The sequence below is a fragment of the Streptomyces sp. MA5143a genome, from assembly GCF_900290235.1.
Classification (GTDB): domain Bacteria; phylum Actinomycetota; class Actinomycetes; order Streptomycetales; family Streptomycetaceae; genus Streptomyces.
On sequence record NZ_OLMK01000109.1, the window covers coordinates 48,724 to 67,423 of the forward strand.

The 18,700-nt window shown below is 72.5% G+C and carries 15 protein-coding genes and 1 pseudogene; 11 read left to right on the forward strand and 5 right to left on the reverse strand.

Annotation, left to right across the window (positions count from 1 at the left end):
• Positions 1–5 precede the first annotated feature (5 nt).
• Positions 6–890 carry an STM4011 family radical SAM protein gene (locus tag SMA5143A_RS37055; protein WP_107467213.1) on the forward strand — a complete coding sequence of 295 codons (885 nt, stop codon included), beginning with the start codon at positions 6–8 and terminating at the stop codon, positions 888–890.
• Here SMA5143A_RS37055 and SMA5143A_RS37060 read toward each other — a convergent pair.
• Complete coding sequence (locus tag SMA5143A_RS37060) at positions 868–1,179, reverse strand: hypothetical protein (protein WP_107467193.1); 312 nt, start codon at positions 1,177–1,179, stop codon at positions 868–870. The genes SMA5143A_RS37055 and SMA5143A_RS37060 overlap by 23 nt on opposite strands.
• A 204-nt stretch (positions 1,180–1,383) precedes the next feature.
• On the opposite strand from SMA5143A_RS37060, the gene SMA5143A_RS37065 reads away from it, so the two are divergent.
• Positions 1,384–3,591, forward strand: coding sequence for a hypothetical protein (locus SMA5143A_RS37065; RefSeq protein WP_146194012.1), 2,208 nt, complete (start codon positions 1,384–1,386; stop codon positions 3,589–3,591).
• Positions 3,592–3,669: 78 nt separating this feature from the next.
• Here SMA5143A_RS37065 and SMA5143A_RS37070 read toward each other — a convergent pair whose 3' ends face one another.
• Both SMA5143A_RS37070 and SMA5143A_RS37075 read right to left on the reverse strand, forming a co-directional pair.
• Positions 3,670–4,368, reverse strand: coding sequence for a response regulator (locus tag SMA5143A_RS37070; protein ID WP_107467195.1), 699 nt, complete (start codon positions 4,366–4,368; stop codon positions 3,670–3,672).
• The gene (locus SMA5143A_RS37075) at positions 4,365–6,017 is read right to left on the reverse strand and encodes a sensor histidine kinase (protein WP_107467196.1); all 1,653 of its coding nucleotides are present in this window, start codon (positions 6,015–6,017) and stop codon (positions 4,365–4,367) included. The genes SMA5143A_RS37070 and SMA5143A_RS37075 overlap by 4 nt, the downstream gene beginning before the upstream one ends.
• Before the next feature lie 257 nt (positions 6,018–6,274).
• Here SMA5143A_RS37075 and SMA5143A_RS37080 point away from each other — a divergent pair, with 257 nt between their 5' ends.
• From SMA5143A_RS37080 to SMA5143A_RS37090, 3 genes are all read left to right on the forward strand, one after another.
• Positions 6,275–7,273, forward strand: coding sequence for a Bug family tripartite tricarboxylate transporter substrate binding protein (locus SMA5143A_RS37080; RefSeq protein ID WP_181362204.1), 999 nt, complete (start codon positions 6,275–6,277; stop codon positions 7,271–7,273).
• 89 nt (positions 7,274–7,362) lie between these two features.
• A complete protein-coding gene (locus SMA5143A_RS37085; RefSeq protein WP_181362205.1) occupies positions 7,363–7,845 on the forward strand; it encodes a tripartite tricarboxylate transporter TctB family protein in 483 nt (160 codons plus the stop codon).
• A gap of 1 nt (position 7,846) precedes the next feature.
• Positions 7,847–9,346: a tripartite tricarboxylate transporter permease gene (locus SMA5143A_RS37090; RefSeq protein WP_107467199.1), complete on the forward strand. Its 1,500-nt coding sequence runs from the start codon at positions 7,847–7,849 to the stop codon at positions 9,344–9,346.
• Positions 9,347–9,384: 38 nt separating this feature from the next.
• On the opposite strand, the gene SMA5143A_RS37095 is transcribed toward SMA5143A_RS37090, so the two are convergent.
• Entirely contained in the window at positions 9,385–9,909 is a 525-nt protein-coding gene (locus tag SMA5143A_RS37095) for a hypothetical protein (RefSeq protein ID WP_107467200.1), read from the reverse strand.
• Between the two features lie 343 nt (positions 9,910–10,252).
• Here SMA5143A_RS37095 and SMA5143A_RS37100 point away from each other — a divergent pair, with 343 nt between their 5' ends.
• On the forward strand, positions 10,253–12,169 hold the full coding sequence (locus tag SMA5143A_RS37100) for an AMP-dependent synthetase/ligase (protein WP_107467201.1): 1,917 nt from the start codon (positions 10,253–10,255) through the stop codon (positions 12,167–12,169).
• Between the two features lie 134 nt (positions 12,170–12,303).
• Positions 12,304–13,590 (forward strand): DUF4032 domain-containing protein, encoded by a 1,287-nt coding sequence (locus tag SMA5143A_RS37105; RefSeq protein WP_107467202.1) that lies wholly within the window; start codon positions 12,304–12,306, stop codon positions 13,588–13,590.
• Between the two features lie 12 nt (positions 13,591–13,602).
• On the opposite strand, the pseudogene SMA5143A_RS37110 reads toward SMA5143A_RS37105, so the two are convergent.
• Positions 13,603–14,489 (reverse strand): annotated as a pseudogene (locus tag SMA5143A_RS37110) (universal stress protein).
• 58 nt (positions 14,490–14,547) lie between these two features.
• On the opposite strand from SMA5143A_RS37110, the gene SMA5143A_RS37115 reads away from it, so the two are divergent.
• From SMA5143A_RS37115 to SMA5143A_RS37130, 4 genes are all read left to right on the forward strand, one after another.
• Positions 14,548–14,901, forward strand: coding sequence for a VOC family protein (locus SMA5143A_RS37115; RefSeq protein ID WP_107467203.1), 354 nt, complete (start codon positions 14,548–14,550; stop codon positions 14,899–14,901).
• A gap of 97 nt (positions 14,902–14,998) precedes the next feature.
• A complete protein-coding gene (locus SMA5143A_RS37120) occupies positions 14,999–16,675 on the forward strand; it encodes an FAD-dependent oxidoreductase (RefSeq protein ID WP_107467204.1) in 1,677 nt (558 codons plus the stop codon).
• A 28-nt stretch (positions 16,676–16,703) separates the two neighbouring features.
• Positions 16,704–18,227 (forward strand): ATP-binding protein, encoded by a 1,524-nt coding sequence (locus SMA5143A_RS37125; RefSeq protein ID WP_107467205.1) that lies wholly within the window; start codon positions 16,704–16,706, stop codon positions 18,225–18,227.
• Positions 18,224–18,574, forward strand: a complete 351-nt coding sequence (locus tag SMA5143A_RS37130; protein WP_107467206.1) for a UBP-type zinc finger domain-containing protein — start codon at positions 18,224–18,226, stop codon at positions 18,572–18,574. The genes SMA5143A_RS37125 and SMA5143A_RS37130 overlap by 4 nt, the downstream gene beginning before the upstream one ends.
• The last annotated feature ends 126 nt before the right edge of the window (positions 18,575–18,700 follow it).

An 18,700-nucleotide genomic window follows, 5' to 3' on the forward strand; every position in this document is an offset into this window, starting at 1 on the left:
CCGCCATGGACCTGACGCTGCTGTACCGCGGCCCGCTCGCGTCGTGCGACTACGACTGCCCGTACTGCCCGTTCGCCAAGCGCCGCGACTCGACGGAGCAGTTGCGGGCCGACCGGGCGGCGCTGGAGAGGTTCACCGGCTGGGCGCGGTCGTCGACCGGTGACCGGCTGTCGGTGCTGTTCACCCCGTGGGGCGAGGGGCTGACGCGGTCCTGGTACCGGCGGGCGCTGGTCGAGCTGTCGCACGAGCCGCACATCGACCGGGTGGCGATCCAGACGAACCTCAGCTGCCGCACGGAGTGGCTGGCCGAGGCCGACCGGGACACGGTGGCGCTGTGGTGCACGTACCACCCGGGCCAGACCCCGTACGAACGGTTCCTCGGCAAGACCCGGCGGCTCACCGCGATGGGGGTCCGCTTCAGCGTGGGCGTCGTCGGCCTGCCGGAGCACCTGGAGGAGGCCCGCCGACTGCGCGGGGAGCTCCCGGAGGAGGTGTACCTGTGGGTGAACGCCGCCGAGGGGCACACTTACACCGACGAGGAGGCGGCGGCGTGGGCGGCGTTGGATCCGCTGTTCCCGTTCAGCCGCCACCCGCACCGGTCGGCGGGCCGCGCGTGCCGCACCGGCTCGACGGTGGTGTCCGTCGACGGTGACGGCACCGTCCGACGGTGCCACTTCGTCCGGGACGAACTCGGCAACCTCTACGACGGCTCCTTCCGTACGGCGCTCGCGCCCCGCGTCTGCCCGCTGGCCGTCTGCGACTGCCACATCGGGTACGTCCATCTGGAGACCCTGCCGCTGTACGACGTGTTCGCGGGCGGCGTCCTCGAACGGATACCCACGGCGCGGGCCCGCCTCGGGCTGCCGCTCACTCCTCGCGCTCGTAGGTGAGTGTGCAGCCGTCCGGGGTGGTGACCGTGAAACGGTCGGCGGTGGCGTCCAGCCGGTAGCTGACCAGCTCGTCGCTGGACGTGCTCATGGTCAGCGTCGTCCCGTCGGGCATCCGGGCCGTGCCCACGTCCCACACCGGCAGCCCACGGTCGGCGCCGCCCACCGCCCGGTAGCGGGATCCCGGGCCGATGACGAGTCCGGCGGGATAGGCGCGAGCGCAGTCGGAGTCGGACACACGGCGCCAACGGCCCGTCAGGGGCCCTGGCTCGGACGCGCTCGGATCGGCCATAACCGTTCGATTCTATGCACGTACGCCAACCGGCGCATTACGGCCAAGCATTACCCGACCGGACTATTGCGGCACTTCTGCTTCCGGACGAAGTTGAGCAGGTACTCGAGACTGTCGCGTGCAGCCCACGCCCGGGGCGCGGAGACGGAATCGGTCGATCAGGGGGGCTCCTGTCACCCATGTCTCGGCCCCAGGAGGGCGACCATGCACAACGAAGCACCACACGCACCGCAGATGTACGCCGCCGACCCACGGCTCGCGCCGAACGCCGTGAACGTCTCCCCGTCCGCGGTGCCGGTCGCGGCCCCGATCGCCGTCGAGGACGCCTCGCCGGCCGAGGGCGCCGCCGAGCGGGGCGACCGGCCCGTCCCGCTGCCGCCACCGCCGCTGCGGCCGTGCCGCCCTGACTTCCGTGACGGCTGCTACCGGGTGACGTTCCGGCCCGCCCAGGCGTCCCTGCCGCACCTCGTCGGCACGCTGCGCGTCGACCGCAAGGCGCCGGCCGCCGGCCCGGACGGGGTGATCGTCAGCGGGGACCTGTACCGGCAGCCGCCGTCCCTGGTCCCCGACCAGGCGTCGGGCGACGGCGCCACCGCGCCCGGCGGCGCCCCCCTCAGCGGCGGCGGGGAGTCCGTCGCGGCCGCGGCGAGCCGCCCCGGCGCGCCCTCGCCCCTGCTGCCGCGCATCCCGGTCTTCCCGCGGGACCGGTACCACTCGTACCTGAAGGCGACGCGCCTGGTCGTGCCCCTCTTCGGGCTGCCGGGCCGACCGTGCCAGGTGACCCTCGACGTGGACGAGTTCGACTACACCCAGCCGCCGGCCGGTTCGTTCAAGGGGTCGTTCCCCTCCTCCCCCAGCAGGTCCCTGCGGTTCGTCCTGACCCGGGTGCCGGGTTCCCCCCTACCCCTGCCCGGTCTGGGCGGGCCCCGCTTCGAGGGCCGGGTGTTCGAGGGCGACGTGCTGCGCGGGACGGTCACCCTGACGTGGGTGTCGAGCTTCCTGCGCCGCGCCGTCCTGGAGATCGACACCCTGCGCGGCGCGGTCGGCCCCCAGCCGGTGCCCGCCGCGTCCGGCGGCGGGACGGAGTTCTTCGACACGGTGTACGCCACCGCCGGGTGGGACCTGGCGATCGACCGGGTCGAGGCGCAGGTCGACATCCCGGTGCCGGTCGGGGTGAACCCGACCGCCTGCTGGTCGGCGGCGAACCTGCACGCGCTGATGTCGGGCGTGCGCAAGTCGAGCACCGACCTCGACGCCGAGTGGCGCACCCACCTCGTGGTGGTGCCCGCCGCCCTGGGCTGCTCGCGGGGCGTGATGTACGACCAGATCGGTGTGCCCCGCGAGGGGTCGGCGAGCTTCAGCGACGACGGCTACCCGAGCTCGGACTCGTCGAACTTCGGCCTCGCGGAGAACCAGCGGCAGCGCGACTTCCCGCGCGCCTATCTGCGGTCGGCGACCCATGAGGTGACGCACGCGTTCAACCAGATCCACCAGGAGACGGAGACCGCCGCCGACAACTCGATCATGACGACGACGCCGAGCGTGGCCGATGTCCTCGGCGGGCCCGCCACCGGAGCGCCCGGTGTGTTCCCCGACCAGATCAACCTCGGCTTCAACCCCACCGTGCGCAACCATCTGGCTCATATGCCGGACCCGGTGGTGCGCCCCGGCGGCTGGCCGTTCGCGAGCTGGTTCCCCGCGGGAGCCCCGCAGGCGTCCGACCGCAACCTGTTCCGTTCGGACGAGCTGGACTTCGAGGTGTGGGCGGAGGCCGGGCGCGTCCCGCTCGGGGCGCCGGTCACCGTGTCCTGGCGGCTGACGAACACCTCGCGGGGCGAGCTGGTGGTGCCCACCGATCTGCGGATGGAGGCGCTGTTCGCCACCATGTCGTGCCTCGACGAGTCCGGGGAGGAGCGGCCGGTGCGGCCGTTCGTCATCACCTGCGAGTCGGCGAGGCTGGCCCCGCTGGCGCCGGGCGAGTCGCTGAGCGCCGAGTACCGGGTGTTCTGGAGTTCCGACGGGTTCCCGTTGGAGCGGCCGGGGCGGCACAGGCTGACGGTGACCGTCGCCTGGTCGGCGGGCGGGGTGCCGGTCGGGGTGACCGGCGGCTGCGAGGTGTGGGTGGACCGGCCGACGACCGACGCGGAGAACCGTGACGCCGCCCTCGTCATGCACCCCGAGGTGGGCAAGTGGGTCGTCCTGGGCGGCGGCGCCTACCACCTCCTCGAGGCGGTCGACCGGCTGCGCACCCTGGCCGCCACCGGCGTCCCCTCCGTGGCCGGCGCCACCGACACCGACCGCTCCCGCGTCGCGGACGCCTTCGCCGAGCTGAGCCTGATGCCCAGCCCTACGGACGTGAAGAACGGCGGGAACGGGAACGGAAACGGAAACGGCGAGGCCGACGGGAGGTAGCGCGCGGGAGCGCTCCGCGTCCCGTCGCACCCCCGTCAGGCGTACCGGCGGTTCATCCCCGTCAGGCGTACCGGCGTCTCACACCCGCCAGGTGTACCGGCGCTCCGGGCGTCCCGCCACGCCGTAGCGGAGGGACACGTCCGCGGTGCCGGTGGCGTGGAAGTACTCCAGGTAGCGGCGGGCGCTGACGCGGGAGATGCCGGCGAGGGTCGCGCACTCGGTGGCGGACAGGGTGCCGTCGGCGGCGCGGAGGGTGCGTTCGATGAGGTCGGCGGTCTCGACGCTCATGCCCTTGGGCAGGGCGCCGGCCGCCGACGCCGGTGGTGCCGACGCCCCGGCGAGGACCCGGTCGACGTCGGCCTGGCTCTGCACTACCGCGGTGAGCAGCCGGCCCCGCTGGGCGGCGTACCGCTGGAGCCGGGAGCGCAGTTCCTCGAACTCGAAGGGCTTGAGGAGGTAGTCGACGACACCGTGGCGGACCGCGCCGCGCACGGTGTCGGCCTCCCGCGCGGCGCTGATGACCATGACGTCGCAGTCGTGGCCGGCCGTGCGCAGCCGGGGTATGACGTCGAGGCCGAAGACGTCGGGCAGGTACAGGTCGAGCAGGACGAGGTCGGGGCGCAGTTCGTCGACGGCGGCGGCCGCCTGCTCCCCGGTGCTGGCGACGCCGACGACCCGGAACGGCTCGACCCGTTCGACGAAGGTGCGGTGGACCCGGGCCACCATGAAGTCGTCGTCGACGACGAGCACGTCGATCGCGGCGGGACCAGGACTCATGGTGTCGCTCCTTCCGCCACCGCGTCGGCGAGGTGGCTGACGGTCATGCGGGCGGTGAACATGGCCCCGTCGGGGGTGTTGGTCACCGAGATCTCGCCGCCGTGGCGTTCGCAGACCAGGCGGGTGAGGGCGAGACCGATACCGCGTTCGCCCTCCTGGGCGGCCTTGGTGGTGAAGCCGTGGGAGAACACCTCGCGGGCCAGTTCGGGGGCGACGCCGGGGCCCGAGTCGCGGACGACGATCTCCACGCTGGAGGCGTCCTGGCGCAGTTCCACCTCGACCCATGCCTCGCGGTCGCCGGGTTCGCCGGGGGCGGCCGCGGCGTCCACCGCGTTGTCGACGAGGTTGCCGACGACGGTGGCGACGTCGGCGGCGTCCTCCGGGGCGAGCCGGTCGAGCGCGGTGCTCTCGGAGATCCGCAGACTGACCTTGCGTTCGGCGGCCAGTGACGCCTTGGCCATGAGGAGCGCGGCGACCGCGGTGTCCCGGACGCGGCGGCTGAGGGTCATGTCGAGGGACTGCCGGTGGCGGCTGAGCGCGCGGATGTAGCGGACCACTTCGTCCTGCTCGCCGATCTGGATGAGTCCCGAGATGGTGTGCAGCTGGTTGGCGAACTCGTGGGCCTGGGCGCGCAGCAGCTCGGAGGAGCTGCGGAAGGAGCCCATCTCGCGTTCCAGGCGGGCGAGTTCGGTGCGGTCGCGCAGGGTGGTTACCGAGCCGAGGTGGCGGCCGTCCTTGGTGACGGTCATCCGGTTCATGACGAGGACACGGCCCCGGCGGATGACGACCTCGTCGCCCTTGTGGCCGGGGATCTCCTGCGCCCCGGTGAGGACGTCGCGCAGTCGCCCCGTGACGCCCAGCTCGCTGAGGCTCTTGCCGACGCAGTCCACGGGCAGGTCGAGCAGACGCAGGCCCACCTCGTTGACGAGGGTGACGCGGGCCTGCGGGTCCAGGGCGACGACACCCTCGGCGATGCCGTACAGCATGGCCTCGCGGTGTTCGGCGAGGCCGGCGATCTCGCGGGGTTCCAGGCCGAGGGTCTGGCGTTTGACGCGGCGGGCCAGCAGCCAGGAGCCGGCGAGGCCGAGGCCGCTGGCGACGCCCAGGTAGGCGAGGAGGTACGAGGAGGCGCCGCTGAGGCGCTGCCACACGGTCGGGGAGGCCTCGCCGACCATGACGGTGCCGAGGAGCACGCCGAGGTGGTCGTCGGTGGCGCCGAGGACGGGCACCTGGGCGACCAGCTCGCGGCTGCCGTCGAGGGTGAGCGGGCCGGACCAGCCGCGGCCCCGGGCGGCGCCCGCGCCGAGCGGGAGCCGGTCGCCGAGGACGGTGGGGTCGGTGGAGCTGACGATCCTGCCGTCGGCGTCGGCGACGGTGACCGAGGTGACGCCCGACTGGGTCTGGGTGGAGTTCACCAGGGGGGCCAGGGCCTCCTGGGGCAGGGCGCGGGCGAGTCCGTCGCGGACCAGGGGGTTGGCGGCCAGTTGCTCGGCGAGGGCGGTGACGCGGCGGCCCTCGACGCGGTTGAAGGTGGCCGCGGACTGGGTGAGGGAGACCCCGGCGACCGCCAGCAGCACCACCACGACGATGGCGAGCTGGAGGACCAGCATCTCGCCCGCGAGGGTATGGCGGCGGAACTCGGCGACCACGACGGACTCATCTCTCGTGCGGAGGCGACGCCCGGGCGGCTCGGGCGTCGGCGGTGCGGTGGGTCGCACAATGATGGCGCTCGTGTGGGGCGAGGAGAAGAGAGGTGGGGGGAGAGTGCCCATAAGGTGACAGAGGCCGCGACCACAAAGACCACAACGTCCGTTGCCTCCGCAACCGGTACACACCCTCTCCGGGTGGGCACGCTGTGTCGCGGGTCACTCTCCTCCATCGACGTCCACGACAGGTGGTGACACTCGTGCGTCTGCGCACCCCTCGGGGGCGACACGCCCTCGCCCTGTTCGGTGCCGCCGTGCTCGTGTTCGTGGGGCCGCCGCTGCTGACGACCGGCGGCGGCGGTGACACGGGCACGCAGATACCGGGCCTGCGCTTCATGGTGCCGAACACGCCGGGCGGCGGGTACGACATCACGGCCCGCACGGCCGCGAAGAACGCCGAGGACGCGGGGCTCACCCACAACATCGAGGTGTTCAACCTGCCGGGCGCCGGCGGCACGGTCGGGCTGAGCCGGCTGGTCGGCGAGCACGGCAACGGCAGGCTCGCGATGTCGATGGGGCTCGGCGTCGTCGGTGCCGTGCGCTCCAACGACGCGCCGAAGACCCTCGCCGACACCACTCCGATCGCCCGGCTCACCGAGGAGCAGGACGTCGTGGTCGTCGCCAAGGACTCGCCGTACCGGACGATCGACGACCTCATCGGCGCGTGGAAGGAGAGGCCCGGCAAGCTTCCCGTCGGTGGTGGCTCGGCGCCGGGCGGGCCGGACCATCTGGCGCCGATGCTGATGGCGCGGGCGGCCGGGATCGCGCCGCGGGACGTCAACTACATCCCCTTCGACGGCGGCGGTGAGCTGCTCGCCTCCATCCTCGGCGACAAGGTCGCCTTCGGGGTGTCCGGCGTGGGCGAGTACCTGGACCAGATCAGGGCGGGCGAGCTGCGGCTGCTCGCGGTGACCGGCCCCGAGCGGGTGGCGGGGCTGGACGCGCCGACGCTCCAGGAGGCGGGCTACGACGTGAGCTTCACCAACTGGCGCGGCATCGTCGCCCCACCGGGTCTCACCGACGCCGAGCGGGCCAAGCTGACCCGGCTGATCGAGGAGCTGCACGACTCCCCTCAGTGGCGGCAGTCCCTGAAGCAGAACGGCTGGGACGACGCCTTCCTCACCGGCGACAGGTTCGGTGAGTTCCTCAAGGCCCAGGACGAACGCGTGGTGTCGGTGCTGAAGGAGCTGGGACTGTGACGACGCCCCCCACCGACACACCTCACTCCTCGGACACACCGCACTCCACCGGCACTCCCCCGGCGCCCGCGGCGGACCGCGGGTCATGGCTGCGGAACCACTCCGAGCTCGGCGTCTGCGTGCTGCTGCTGGCGCTCGGTGTGCTGGTCCTGACGGACGCGCTCACCATGGACGTCGACATCGCGCAGCGCGGGCCCGTCGGCCCGAGGACGGTGCCGGTGGTGGTCGGCGCCGGGCTGCTGGTGATCGCGGCGCTGCTCGCCGTGGACGTGCTGCGCGGCGGGCGGGGGCAGGCGGAGGCCGGGGAGGACGTCGACCTGTCGGAGCCCGCGGACTGGCGTACGGTCCTGCTGCTCACCGGGGTGTTCCTCGGCTCGGCCGTCCTGATCGAACCGCTCGGCTTCCCCGCGGCGGGCGCCCTGCTGTTCTGGGGCGCGGCGTTCGCCCTCGGCAGCCGCCGCCACGACCGCGACCCGCTCGTCGCGGCCGTCCTCTCGCTCGTCACGTACGCCGTCTTCAACAACCTCCTCGGGGTACCCCTGCCCGGCGGCCCGCTGATGGGAGTGCTGTGACATGGACGCCCTCACCTCGCTCCTGGACGGCTTCGGTACGGCCCTGACGCCGGTCAACATCCTGTGGGCCGCGGTCGGGGTGCTCCTCGGCACGGCGATCGGGGTGCTGCCCGGCATCGGCCCGGCCATGGCGGTCGCGCTCCTGCTCCCGGTGACGTACGGGCTGGATCCGATCGGCGCGTTCATCATGTTCGCGGGCATCTACTACGGCGCGATGTTCGGCGGCTCGACCACCTCGATCCTGCTCAACACCCCCGGTGAGAGCGCGGCGGTGGTCGCGGCCATGGAGGGCAACCCGATGGCCAGGTCGGGGCGCGGCGCGCAGGCGCTGGCCGCCGCCGCGATCGGGCACTTCGCGGGCGGCATGGTGGGCACGGTCCTCCTGGTGGCGCTGGCGCCGGCGGTCGCCGAACTGGCCGTGGACATCGGCGCCCCCGACTATTTCGCGATCATGGTGCTGGCGTTCATCGCCGTGACGTCCGTGCTGGGCTCGTCCCGGGTCCGGGGGCTCGCCTCGCTGCTGATCGGCCTCACGATCGGCCTGGTGGGGCTGGACCGGATGACCGGGCAGCAGCGGTTGACGTTCGGTTCGCTCCAGCTCGCCGATGGCGTCGACGTCGTGATCGTCGCGGTCGGTCTCTTCGCGATCGGTGAGGCCCTGTGGGTCGCCGCCCATCTGCGGCGCAGGCCGGGCGAGCCGATCCCGGTGGGCCGCCCGTGGCTCGGCCGCTCGGATCTGCGGCGGACGTGGAAGTCATGGCTGCGCGGCCCGTTCATCGGTTTCCCGTTCGGGGCGATCCCGGCGGGCGGCGCGGAGATCCCCACGTTCCTGTCGTACGTCACCGAGAAGCGGTTGTCGAAGCACCGGGACGAGTGGGGCAAGGGCGCCATCGAGGGGGTGGCCGGACCGGAGTCGGCGGCGTCGGCCTCGGCGGCGGGCACCCTGGTGTCGATGCTGACGCTCGGTCTGCCCACGACGGCGGTGGCGGCGGTCATGCTGGCCGCGTTCCAGCAGTACGGCATCCAGCCGGGCCCGCTGCTGTTCGAACGCGAGCCGGACCTCGTGTGGGGTCTGATCGCGTCCCTCTTCGTCGGGATGGTGCTGCTGCTGGCGCTGAATCTGCCGCTGGCCCCGCTGTGGGCGAAGCTGCTGCGCATCCCCCGGCCCCATCTGTACGCGGGGATCATGTTCTTCGCGGCGGTCGGCGCGTACGCGGTCGGCGGCGAGGTGATCGACCTGGTGATCCTGCTGGTCATCGGTCTGATCGGCTTCGGGATGCGCCGTTACGGACTGCCCGTGCTGCCCGCCGTCATCGGGGTCATCCTCGGACCGGGCGCCGAACAGCAGCTGCGGCGCGCCCTGCAGATCAGCGACGGCAGTGTCACCGGTCTGGTGAACACGCCGTTCGCGGTGACGGTGTACGCGGTGATCGTGGTGCTGCTGGCCTGGCCGCTGCTGAAGCGGCTCGTGGCCCGCACCCGACCCGCCCGCGACGTGTGAGGGGGGTGCGATCCGGCACGCTCACGGGACGGCCGGGCTCAGCCCGCGCCGCGCTCCGCCTCCTCGTGGAGGAACGCGCTGATCTGCCCGGCGAGGCTCTCCCGGACGGTGCCGGAGGCCGGGTCGAGGAGTTCCTCGCCGACGCCGATGCCGCCGGCCCACAAATGGCGGTCGGTCCACTCCTCGTCGGCCCGCAGCTGGACCTGGATGTCGAGCTGGAGGAGCTGGGCCTCGGGCGCGGCGGCGTAGAGGACGGCCGTGGCGCGGCGCAGCGGGTAGAGGTCGAAGCCCTCGATGAACTTGGAGTTGCGCCAGTCCAGGAAGGCGCTCTCACCGTCGGGGCCGGTGCGGATGTCGAGCTGCCCGTCCTCCAGGTGGAGGCCGACGTGGCCGGTGCCGCGGTTCTCCACGGTCACCCGGAACCGGAAGTACGTCAGGCCCTCGGCGGCGTCGTCACCACCGCGCGGCGGTTCGGCGCGTTCCAGGCCGTGGACGCGCACGCGCAGGCCGGCCAGGTCGCCGTCGTACTCCTGCCAGTCCCCGATCACGTTGGGCTCGCGCACCGTCCACCTCTCCACGTCGGCGGGACGACTCCCGCGCTCGCGCGCACCACAGTGCCACACCCGTCGGGGGTGCCGGATTCACCCATCGCCGCCGGTCAGACGTGATCAAGCCGTGTGCAGCGACGATTCCCGCCAAGGGGTCCGGGAAGGGGTCCCCCACGTGCCGTACATCACGTCGGCCGCCCGCTGTGCGGATAGGTGAGGGGTGACCCGGCCGTTCCGTCACATGGCGACGACTTCCCCATTCCGTGGGCGCGCGTCGGCGCCGTACGCTACGTTCGATCACCGCCGGTCGCCGCACCATCGGCGAGATCGCGCGCAGGGAAGGTCTGGGGAGCAGCGCATGAGCACGTTCGGCATTGCTCCGTCGGCGGCCCGGCCCATGACCGGGGGACTCGCCGACCCATTGTTCGAGACGGCGCAGCGCGATCCCGCGCTGCCGCAGATCGCCCGCCGTGAGACCGGCACCCCGGACACCTGGACGTCGCTCGGCGCGGCCGAGGTGCGGGACGAGGTGGTGAGCCTGGCCAAGGGGCTGGTCGTCTCCGGGATCCGGCCGGGCAACCGGGTGGCCGTGATGGCGCGGACCCGTTACGAGTGGACGGTGCTCGGCGTCGCGCTGTGGTCGGTGGGCGCGGAGATCGTGCCGATCTATCCGACGTCGTCACGCGACCAGGTGGAGTGGATCCTGCGGGACGCGGCCTGTGTGGGTGTCGTCGTCGAGGACGAGCAGGGCGTGATGACGGTCGGCTCGGTCTGCGCCAAGCTGCCACTGCTGCGCCATGTGTGGCAGCTGGACGCGGACGCGCTGGCCCAGCTGGTCGAGGCCGGCCGGGACGTGCCGGACGCGACGGTGGACTCGTTGCGCCGCATCGTGATGCCCGACTCCACGGCGGTGATCGCGTACACCTCCGGCACGACCGGTCAGCCCAAGGGCTGCGCGCTGTCCCACCGCAGTCTCGCCAGCCCCTGCGACGTGCTGCTCGCCGGGTGGCGGCACACCGCGGCGGCGCCCGGGGAGCAGCCGGCGATCCTCGCGTTCCTGCCCTTCTCCCACGTCTACGGCCTGATGATCCAGGGGATGTGCCTGCGGGGCGGGCTGCTGCTCGGCCATGAGCCGGAGCTGACCGAGGAGGCGCTCTCGGCGGCGCTGCTGTCGTTCCGGCCCACGTTCCTGTACGGCGTGCCGTACGTCTTCGAGAAGATCTTCAAGAACTTCCTGCGCAAGGCGCAGCAGGCGGGCCGGGGCGCCGTGTTCGAGCGCGCGGTGCGCACCGCGCAGGACTACGCGCTCGCCGCCGAACGGCACCGTCTCGACTCGGGTGCCGGTCCCGGCATGGATCTGCGGCTCCAGCACGCGTTCTACGACAAGACGGTGTACCGCAAGCTGCGTGCCGCGCTCGGCGGCCGGGTGCGCGGCGGCTGTTCCGGCGGCTCCCCCCTCAACCGCGACCTCGCGCTGTTCTACGCCGGGATCGGGATCCTCGTCCACGACGGGTACGGCCTGACGGAGACCGCGGGCGGCATCACGGCGCAGCCCGTGGGCCGGGAGAAGTTCGGCACCGTGGGCCGGCCCCTGCCGGGCACCGAGATCCGGGTGGCGCGGGACGGGGAGCTGCTGGTCAGCGGGCCTTCGGTGTTCCAGGGGTACATCAACGACGAGGCGGGCACCCGGGCCGCTCTCCAGGACGGCTGGCTGGCCACGGGGGACATCGGGCGGCTGGACTCCGAGGGCTATCTGTCGATCACCGGGCGCAAGAAGGACATCATCATCACCAGCGGCGGCAAGGGCGTGGCCCCGGCGCCCCTGGAGGAGCAGCTGCGGATGCATCCGCTGATCCACCAGGCGGTGGTCGTGGGCGACAACCGGCCCTGCGTGGGTGCGCTGATCACGCTGGACCCGGAGTTCCTCGCGCACTGGCGGGGTGCGCTCGGCCCGGCGAACGAGCTGATGGGCCCGGAGGCACGGGAGGAGAACGCGCTGCGGCAGGAGGTGCTGCGGGCGATCGCCGGTGCCAACAGCACGGTGTCGCGTTCGGAGTCCATCCGGGTCTTCCGTATCCTCCCCGAGCCGTTCGACCTCTCCAACGGCATGCTGACCCCGTCGATGAAGCTGCGTCGCGACACGATCGTGCAGCGGTACGCGGCGGAGATCGAGGCGATGTACGCGACGTCCGCGCGGGCCGCCCGCCGCTCCGTGACGGAGGACTTCCCCGGCTGGGACGACTCCGACGACGTCTTCCGCCGCCCGCGCCCGTGACGCCCGCCCTGACCTGCCTCTCCGGTTCACCTTCTGTTGACGAAACGGTCCTGCAAATGCGGAGATGCTTCAGTGGGGCGGTGCGCCGCCCCCACGAGCACCCCGTTCGACCGTGAGACGAAGGCAGAGGACCCATGGCACTGCAGATCAGCGCCACCAACCCGGAACACCCCGCGCTGCTCCTCGAACTGCCGTGGCACCTGCCCCTGGAGGAGTGGCCCGAGCACCACCTCGTGCCGCTGCCCCGCGGTATCTCCCGGCACGTCGTGCGCTACGCCCGCGCCGGCGACGAGGTGATCGCCGTCAAGGAACTCGCCGAGCGGCCCGCGCTGCGCGAGTACGAGCTGCTGCGCGACCTGGATCGGCTGGGCATCCCGGCCGTGGACGCCCTCGGCGTGGTCACCGGCCGCACCGACGAGGCGGGCGATCCGCTGGAGTCGGTGCTGATCACCCGGCACCTCGGCGGTTCGATGCCGTACCGCTCGATGTTCGAGACGACCATGCGTCCGGCGACGATGCACCGGCTGATGGACGCGCTGGCCGTGCTGCTGGTGCGGCTGCATCTCACGGGGTTCGCGTGGGGCGACTGCTCGCTGTCCAACACCCTCTTCCGACGGGACGCGGGCGCGTACGCCGCGTATCTCGTGGACGCCGAGACCGGTGATCTGCACACGCAGCTGAGCACCGGGCAGCGGGAGTACGACCTCGACCTGGCCCGGGTGAACATCAGCGGTGAGCTGCTGGACCTGGAGGCGTCCGGGGCGCTGCACCCGTCGGTGGACCCGATCGACTTCGGCAACGAGATCTGCTCCCGCTACCGCCGGCTGTGGCAGGAGCTGACGCGCACCTCGGTGTACCCGGCCGGGAAGTACCACTACATCGAGCGCCGTATCCGCCGGCTGAACGACCTGGGCTTCGACGTCGCCGAGATGCAGATCGAGCACTCCTCCAACGGCGACACGGTCACCTTCGTGCCGAAGGTGGTGGACGCGGGCCACCACCAGCGGCAGCTGCTGCGGCTGACGGGCCTGGACACCGAGGAGAACCAGGCGCGCCGGCTGCTGACCGACCTGGAGAGCTGGATGGCCACCCAGGACGACTACGCCCCCGGCGATCCTCCCCCAAGTTCTCGGCTTCGCTCGAACAGGGGGGACCCCCATGGCGCCCGCCCCGAGGTCCTGGCGCACCGCTGGGTCCGTGAGGTGTTCCGCCCGACCGTGCGGGCCGTGCCGCTGGAACTGCGCGGCACGATGGACCCGGCGGAGATCTACCACCAGTTGCTGGAGCACCGCTGGTATCTGTCGGAGCGGGCGCAGCACGACATCGGCCTGGACATCGCCGTGAAGGACTACATCGACAACGTCCTGCCGAAGGCGCGCGCGGTGCTGCCGCCGCCGATCGACGACGTCACGGCGATGTGAGCGACGTGCGCCTCATGCCTCGGCGCCGACCCCGGGCGGGACGACCGCCACCGGGCACGGCGCGTGGTGGAGGACGCCGTGGGCCACCGAGCCGATGCGGGCGCCGACGGCCGTGCGGCGGGCGCGGCGGCCCACGACCATCAGCTGGGCGTGCCCGGCGACGGAGAGCAGGACCTGACCGGCGCTGCCGATCTCCACGTGTTCGGTGACCGGTACCTCGGGGAAGCGTTCCCGCCACGGCTGGAGCGCGGCGGCCAGCGCCTTCTTCTCGTACGGTTCGAGGCCGCCCGCCTCGTCGAGCAGCTTCAGCGAACCGGGGCTGTACGCGTACAGCGGCGGCAGCGTCCACGCGCGGACGGCCCGCAGGGAGGCTCCCCGGGCGGCCGCCGTCTCGAAGGCGAACCGCAGTGCGGCGCGCTGTCCTCCGGTGTGCCGTCCTGGCCGACGACGACCTCGCGTCCGGCGGCCTCGGCGGAGGCCTCGTCACCGGCGCGGACGAACACGACGGGACGCGGGGAGTCGACGAGGACCTGCTGTCCGACGGAGCCGAGGAGGAAGCCCACCACCGCTCCGTGGCCGCGCGAGCCGAGCACCAGGGTCTCGGCGTGCTCCGCCGCGGCGGTCAGGGACTCCACCGGCGGCCCTTCGACCAGGTCCGTGGAGACCTCCAGGCCCGGGTGCCGCTCGGTGACGCCGCGGACGGCCTCGGCGAGCGCGTCCCGCGCCCATCCGGCCTGTCCGTCCCGGTCCACGGTGATCGCCTCGTGCGGCTGCCACTGCCAGGCGTGCACCACCCGCAGCGGTACGTCCCGGCGTACGGCCTCCCGGCCGGCCCACGCCAGTGCGGCGAGGCTCTCGGGCGTACCGTCCACTGCGGCGGTGATCGGGCGCGTCGACATCGGCCACCTTTCTTCGTCTCATCAGGCTGACGGGCCCAGTCTTCACTACGCTCGCGCCATGGACCTGGACTGGGAGCAGGTAGTGGTGGACGCCGCCGATCCGGTGGCCCTCGGGCGCTGGTGGGCCGAGGCGCTCGGGTGGGTGGTGGTGAACGACGCGCCGGAGGAGTACGAGATCCGCCCGGAGCCCGACCGCGTGCCCGGCCTGCTGTTCACCCCGGTCCCCGAGGCCAAGACCGTGAAGAACCGGCTGCACCTCGACTTCCGCCCCGTGGACCAGACGGCGGAGGTGTCCCGCCTCCTCGCTCTCGGCGCCCGCCACGCGGACGTCGGGCAGGGCGACGAGTCATGGGTCGTCCTCATGGACCCGGAGGGCAACGAGTTCTGCGTCCTCTCCGGACGCCCGAGCTGACCGGCCGCTCGGCGCGCGCCGGGGCGGAGACCTCGAAGCCGAGCGAACCCGAACGTCCGAACATACGATGAGCACATTGGTTCGGGGCGGGAGGCATATGACTCAGGCGGTCGGTCCGGCGCGGAACGTGATCCTCACCGTGGATGACGATCCGGGGGTGTCTCGCGCGGTGGCCCGGGATCTGCGACGGCGCTACGGCGAGTCGTACCGGATCGTGCGGGCCGAGTCCGGCGAGGCGGCCCTGGAGGCGCTGCGGGAGCTGAAGCTGCGCGGCGACCAGGTGGCGGTCGTCCTGGCCGACTACCGGATGCCGCAGATGAACGGCATCGAGTTCCTCGAACAGGCGTTGGACGTCTATCCGGGGGCGCGCCGGGTGCTGCTCACCGCGTACGCCGACACCCACGCGGCCATCGACGCGATCAATGTGATCGACCTCGACCACTATCTGCTGAAGCCGTGGGACCCGCCGGAGGAGAAGCTCTACCCGGTCCTGGACGATCTGCTGCGGGCGTGGCGGGCGGCCGACCGGACCTGTGCCGGCACGACGAAGGTGGTCGGGCACCGCTGGTCGGCCCGGTCCTCGGGCGTCCGGGAGTTCCTGGCCCGCAACCAGGTGCCGTACCGCTGGTTCTCGTCCGACGAGCCGGAGGGGCGGCGGCTGCTCGCCGCGGCCGGCGCGGACGGACGGCGGCTGCCCCTCGTGGTCACCCCGGACGGTACGCCCCTGGTCGCGCCGGAGGACCCGGAGCTGGCGGAGAAGGTGGGGCTGGCGACGACCCCGGCCGAGGACTTCTACGACCTGGTCGTCATCGGCGGCGGCCCGGCCGGGCTGGGCGCGGCCGTGTACGGGGCCTCCGAGGGGTTGCGGACGCTGCTCGTCGAGCGGTCGGCGACGGGCGGCCAGGCGGGGCAGAGCTCACGCATCGAGAACTACCTCGGCTTCCCCGACGGGGTGTCCGGCGCGCAGCTCACGGACCGGGCCCGGCGGCAGGCCACCAAGTTCGGCGCGGAGATCCTCACCGCCCGTGAGGTCAGCGGTCTGGAGGTGAACGGGGCGGCGCGGACCATCCGGTTCTCGGACGGTTCGGCGGTCGCCGCGCACAGCGTGATCCTCGCGACCGGCGTGTCGTACCGGCAGCTCGCCGCGCCGGGCTGTTCCGACCTCAACGGCTGCGGGGTGTTCTACGGCTCCGCGCTCACCGAGGCCGCCGCCTGCGAGGGGCACGACGTGTACATCGTGGGCGGCGCGAACTCGGCGGGGCAGGCCGCGATGTATCTGTCCCGCGGCGCCAAGTCGGTGACGCTGCTGGTGCGCGGGGAGTCGCTGGCGGCGTCCATGTCGCACTACCTGATCCAGCAGCTCGCGGACACGCCCAACATCGTCGTGCGCACCGGCACCGTCGTCGAGGCCGCGCACGGCACCAACCAGTTGGAGCGGCTCACCCTCAAGGACGTCGCGAGCGGGCACGAGGAACTGGTCGACGCGCAGTGGATGTTCGTGTTCATCGGCGCCGAGCCGCTGACGGACTGGCTGGACGGCACCGTGCTGCGCGACGAGCGAGGCTTCATCCTGGCCGGGCCCGACATGACCGTCGACGGGAGTCCCCCGCCGGGCTGGGAGCTGGACCGGCCGCCGTACCACCTGGAGACCAATGTGCCCGGTGTGTTCGTCGCCGGGGACGCCCGGTACGAGTCCGCGAAGCGGGTCGCGTCCGCCGTGGGAGAGGGAGCGATGGCCGTCATGCTCGTGCACCGTTATCTGGAGCAGTCATGAGAACCGCGCGGGTCTCCGGAGCGGTGTCGTGAGCGGGCAGCCGCTCGCCTGCGACCGGGCGGAACTGGCCACGCTGTTCCTGTTCGAGAAGCTGTCGCCCGAGCAGTTGGACCGGCTGTGCCGTGAGGGCCGCGTCGAGCGCTTCGAACCGGGCTGGGTCTATCGCGAGGGTGAGCCCGCGACCTGCTTCTTCGTGCTCCTCCAGGGCACGCTGGTGATGTCGCGGCAGGTCGGCGACGACGACGTGGAGCTGAACCGCACCTCGCAGCGCGGGGTGTACGCGGGCGCGTTCCAGGCGTATCTGGGCGACCAGGCGGACCAGGCCCGCTACAAGGGGTCCATGCGGGTCATCGAGCCGTCGCGGTTCTTCATCCTGCCCTCGGCGTCGTTCGCGGAGATCATGCGCGAGTGGTTCCCGATGGCCGTGCATCTGCTGGAGGGCCTCTTCTTCGGCAGCCAGAACACCCAGCGGACCATCGGGCAGCGGGAGCGGCTGCTGGCGCTCGGCTCGCTGTCGGCGGGCCTCACCCACGAGCTGAACAACCCGGCGGCGGCCGCCGTGCGGGCGACCTCCGCGCTGCGGGAGCGGGTGGCCGGGATGCGCCACAAGCTGGGTGTCATCGCGTCCGGGGCGTACCGGCGCGAGACGCTGGAGTCGCTGGTCGAGCTCCAGGAGCGGACCGCCGAACAGGTCGCCAAGGCGACCCCGCTCAGCCCGCTGGAGGCGGCCGACCGGGAGGACGAGCTGACCGACTGGCTCGACGACCACGGCATCGCGGGCGGCTGGCAGCTCGCCCCGAACTTCGTGCAGGCGGGGCTCGACACCGCGTGGCTGGACCGGGTCGCGGCGGCCGTCGACGAGCACACGCTCGAAGGGGCGGTGCGCTGGCTCAACTACACGGTCGAGACCGAGCTGCTGATGAACGAGATCGAGGACTCCACGACCCGGGTCAGTCAGCTCGTCGACGCGGCGAAGCAGTACTCTCAGCTGGACCGGGCCCCCTACCAGAACGCCGACGTGCACGAGCTCCTCGACAGCACCCTGCTGATGCTGTCCGGGAAGATCGGGGAGCGCATCCGGGTGGTGAAGGAGTACGACCGCACGCTGCCGAGGATCCCCGCCTACCCTGGCGAGCTGAACCAGGTGTGGACGAACCTCATCGACAACGCGGTCGCGGCGATCAACGACACCGGCGGCGAGGGCACCCTGACGGTGCGCACGGCCCGTGACGAGCGCGATCAGCTGCTCGTCGAGTTCCGCGACACGGGACCGGGCATCCCGCCCGGCATCCGCGGCCGGATCTTCGATCCGTTCTTCACCACCAAGCCCGTCGGGCAGGGCACCGGGCTGGGCCTCGACATCTCCTGGCGGATCGTGGTCAACAAGCACCACGGGCACATCGAGGTCCACTCGGCACCCGGCGACACCCGTTTCCAGGTGCTGTTGCCGCTGACGGCGCCCGCACCGGACCTGGACCTCACCCTCGCCCCCGAATCCGACGCGCCCGAATCCGACGCGCCCGATTCCCACACGCCCGAGGAGACGTCATGAGCCTGCCCGCCGGGATCGATCCCGCCGTGCCGCCGACCGGGGCCGGCTGCGTGGAGTGTGACGCCGTCGGCGGCTGGTGGTTCCACCTGCGGCGCTGCGCCCAGTGCGGACACATCGGCTGCTGCGACTCCTCCCCGGCGAAGCACGCCACCGCGCACGCGACGGCCGCCGGGCACCCCTTCGTCCAGAGCTACGAGCCCGGCGAGACCTGGTTCTGGAACTACGAGACGTCCGAGATGTACGAGTCGGGCCCCGACCTGGCGCCACCCCACAGCCACCCCGCGGACCAGCCGGCCCCGGGGCCCGCGGGCCGGGTGCCGCCGGACTGGGCGCAGCGCCTGGCGTGAGCCGGGTGCCCACTGGCTCCGGGGTGCGCGGTACGTCGCCTGCGGCCCGCCCTTCATCGAGGACGCCGGTCGTGTCATGCGCCCGGCGGCAGGAGGTTCGCCGACACCCGGGCGAGCGGCTACCCC

Excerpts from the sequence above, each read along its gene's own strand:
- SMA5143A_RS37090 (WP_107467199.1), top strand. The coding sequence starts at position 7,847 with ATGGACGCCCTCACCTCGCTCCTGGACGGCTTCGGTACGGCCCTGACG.
- SMA5143A_RS37115 (WP_107467203.1), top strand. The coding sequence starts at position 14,548 with ATGGACCTGGACTGGGAGCAGGTAGTGGTGGACGCCGCCGATCCGGTG.
- SMA5143A_RS37070 (WP_107467195.1), bottom strand. The coding sequence starts at position 4,368 with ATGAGTCCTGGTCCCGCCGCGATCGACGTGCTCGTCGTCGACGACGAC.
- SMA5143A_RS37120 (WP_107467204.1), top strand. The coding sequence starts at position 14,999 with ATGACTCAGGCGGTCGGTCCGGCGCGGAACGTGATCCTCACCGTGGAT.
- SMA5143A_RS37105 (WP_107467202.1), top strand. The coding sequence starts at position 12,304 with ATGGCACTGCAGATCAGCGCCACCAACCCGGAACACCCCGCGCTGCTC.
- SMA5143A_RS37055 (WP_107467213.1), top strand. The coding sequence starts at position 6 with ATGGACCTGACGCTGCTGTACCGCGGCCCGCTCGCGTCGTGCGACTAC.
- SMA5143A_RS37100 (WP_107467201.1), top strand. The coding sequence starts at position 10,253 with ATGAGCACGTTCGGCATTGCTCCGTCGGCGGCCCGGCCCATGACCGGG.
- SMA5143A_RS37060 (WP_107467193.1), bottom strand. The coding sequence starts at position 1,179 with ATGGCCGATCCGAGCGCGTCCGAGCCAGGGCCCCTGACGGGCCGTTGG.
- SMA5143A_RS37130 (WP_107467206.1), top strand. The coding sequence starts at position 18,224 with ATGAGCCTGCCCGCCGGGATCGATCCCGCCGTGCCGCCGACCGGGGCC.
- SMA5143A_RS37065 (WP_146194012.1), top strand. The coding sequence starts at position 1,384 with ATGCACAACGAAGCACCACACGCACCGCAGATGTACGCCGCCGACCCA.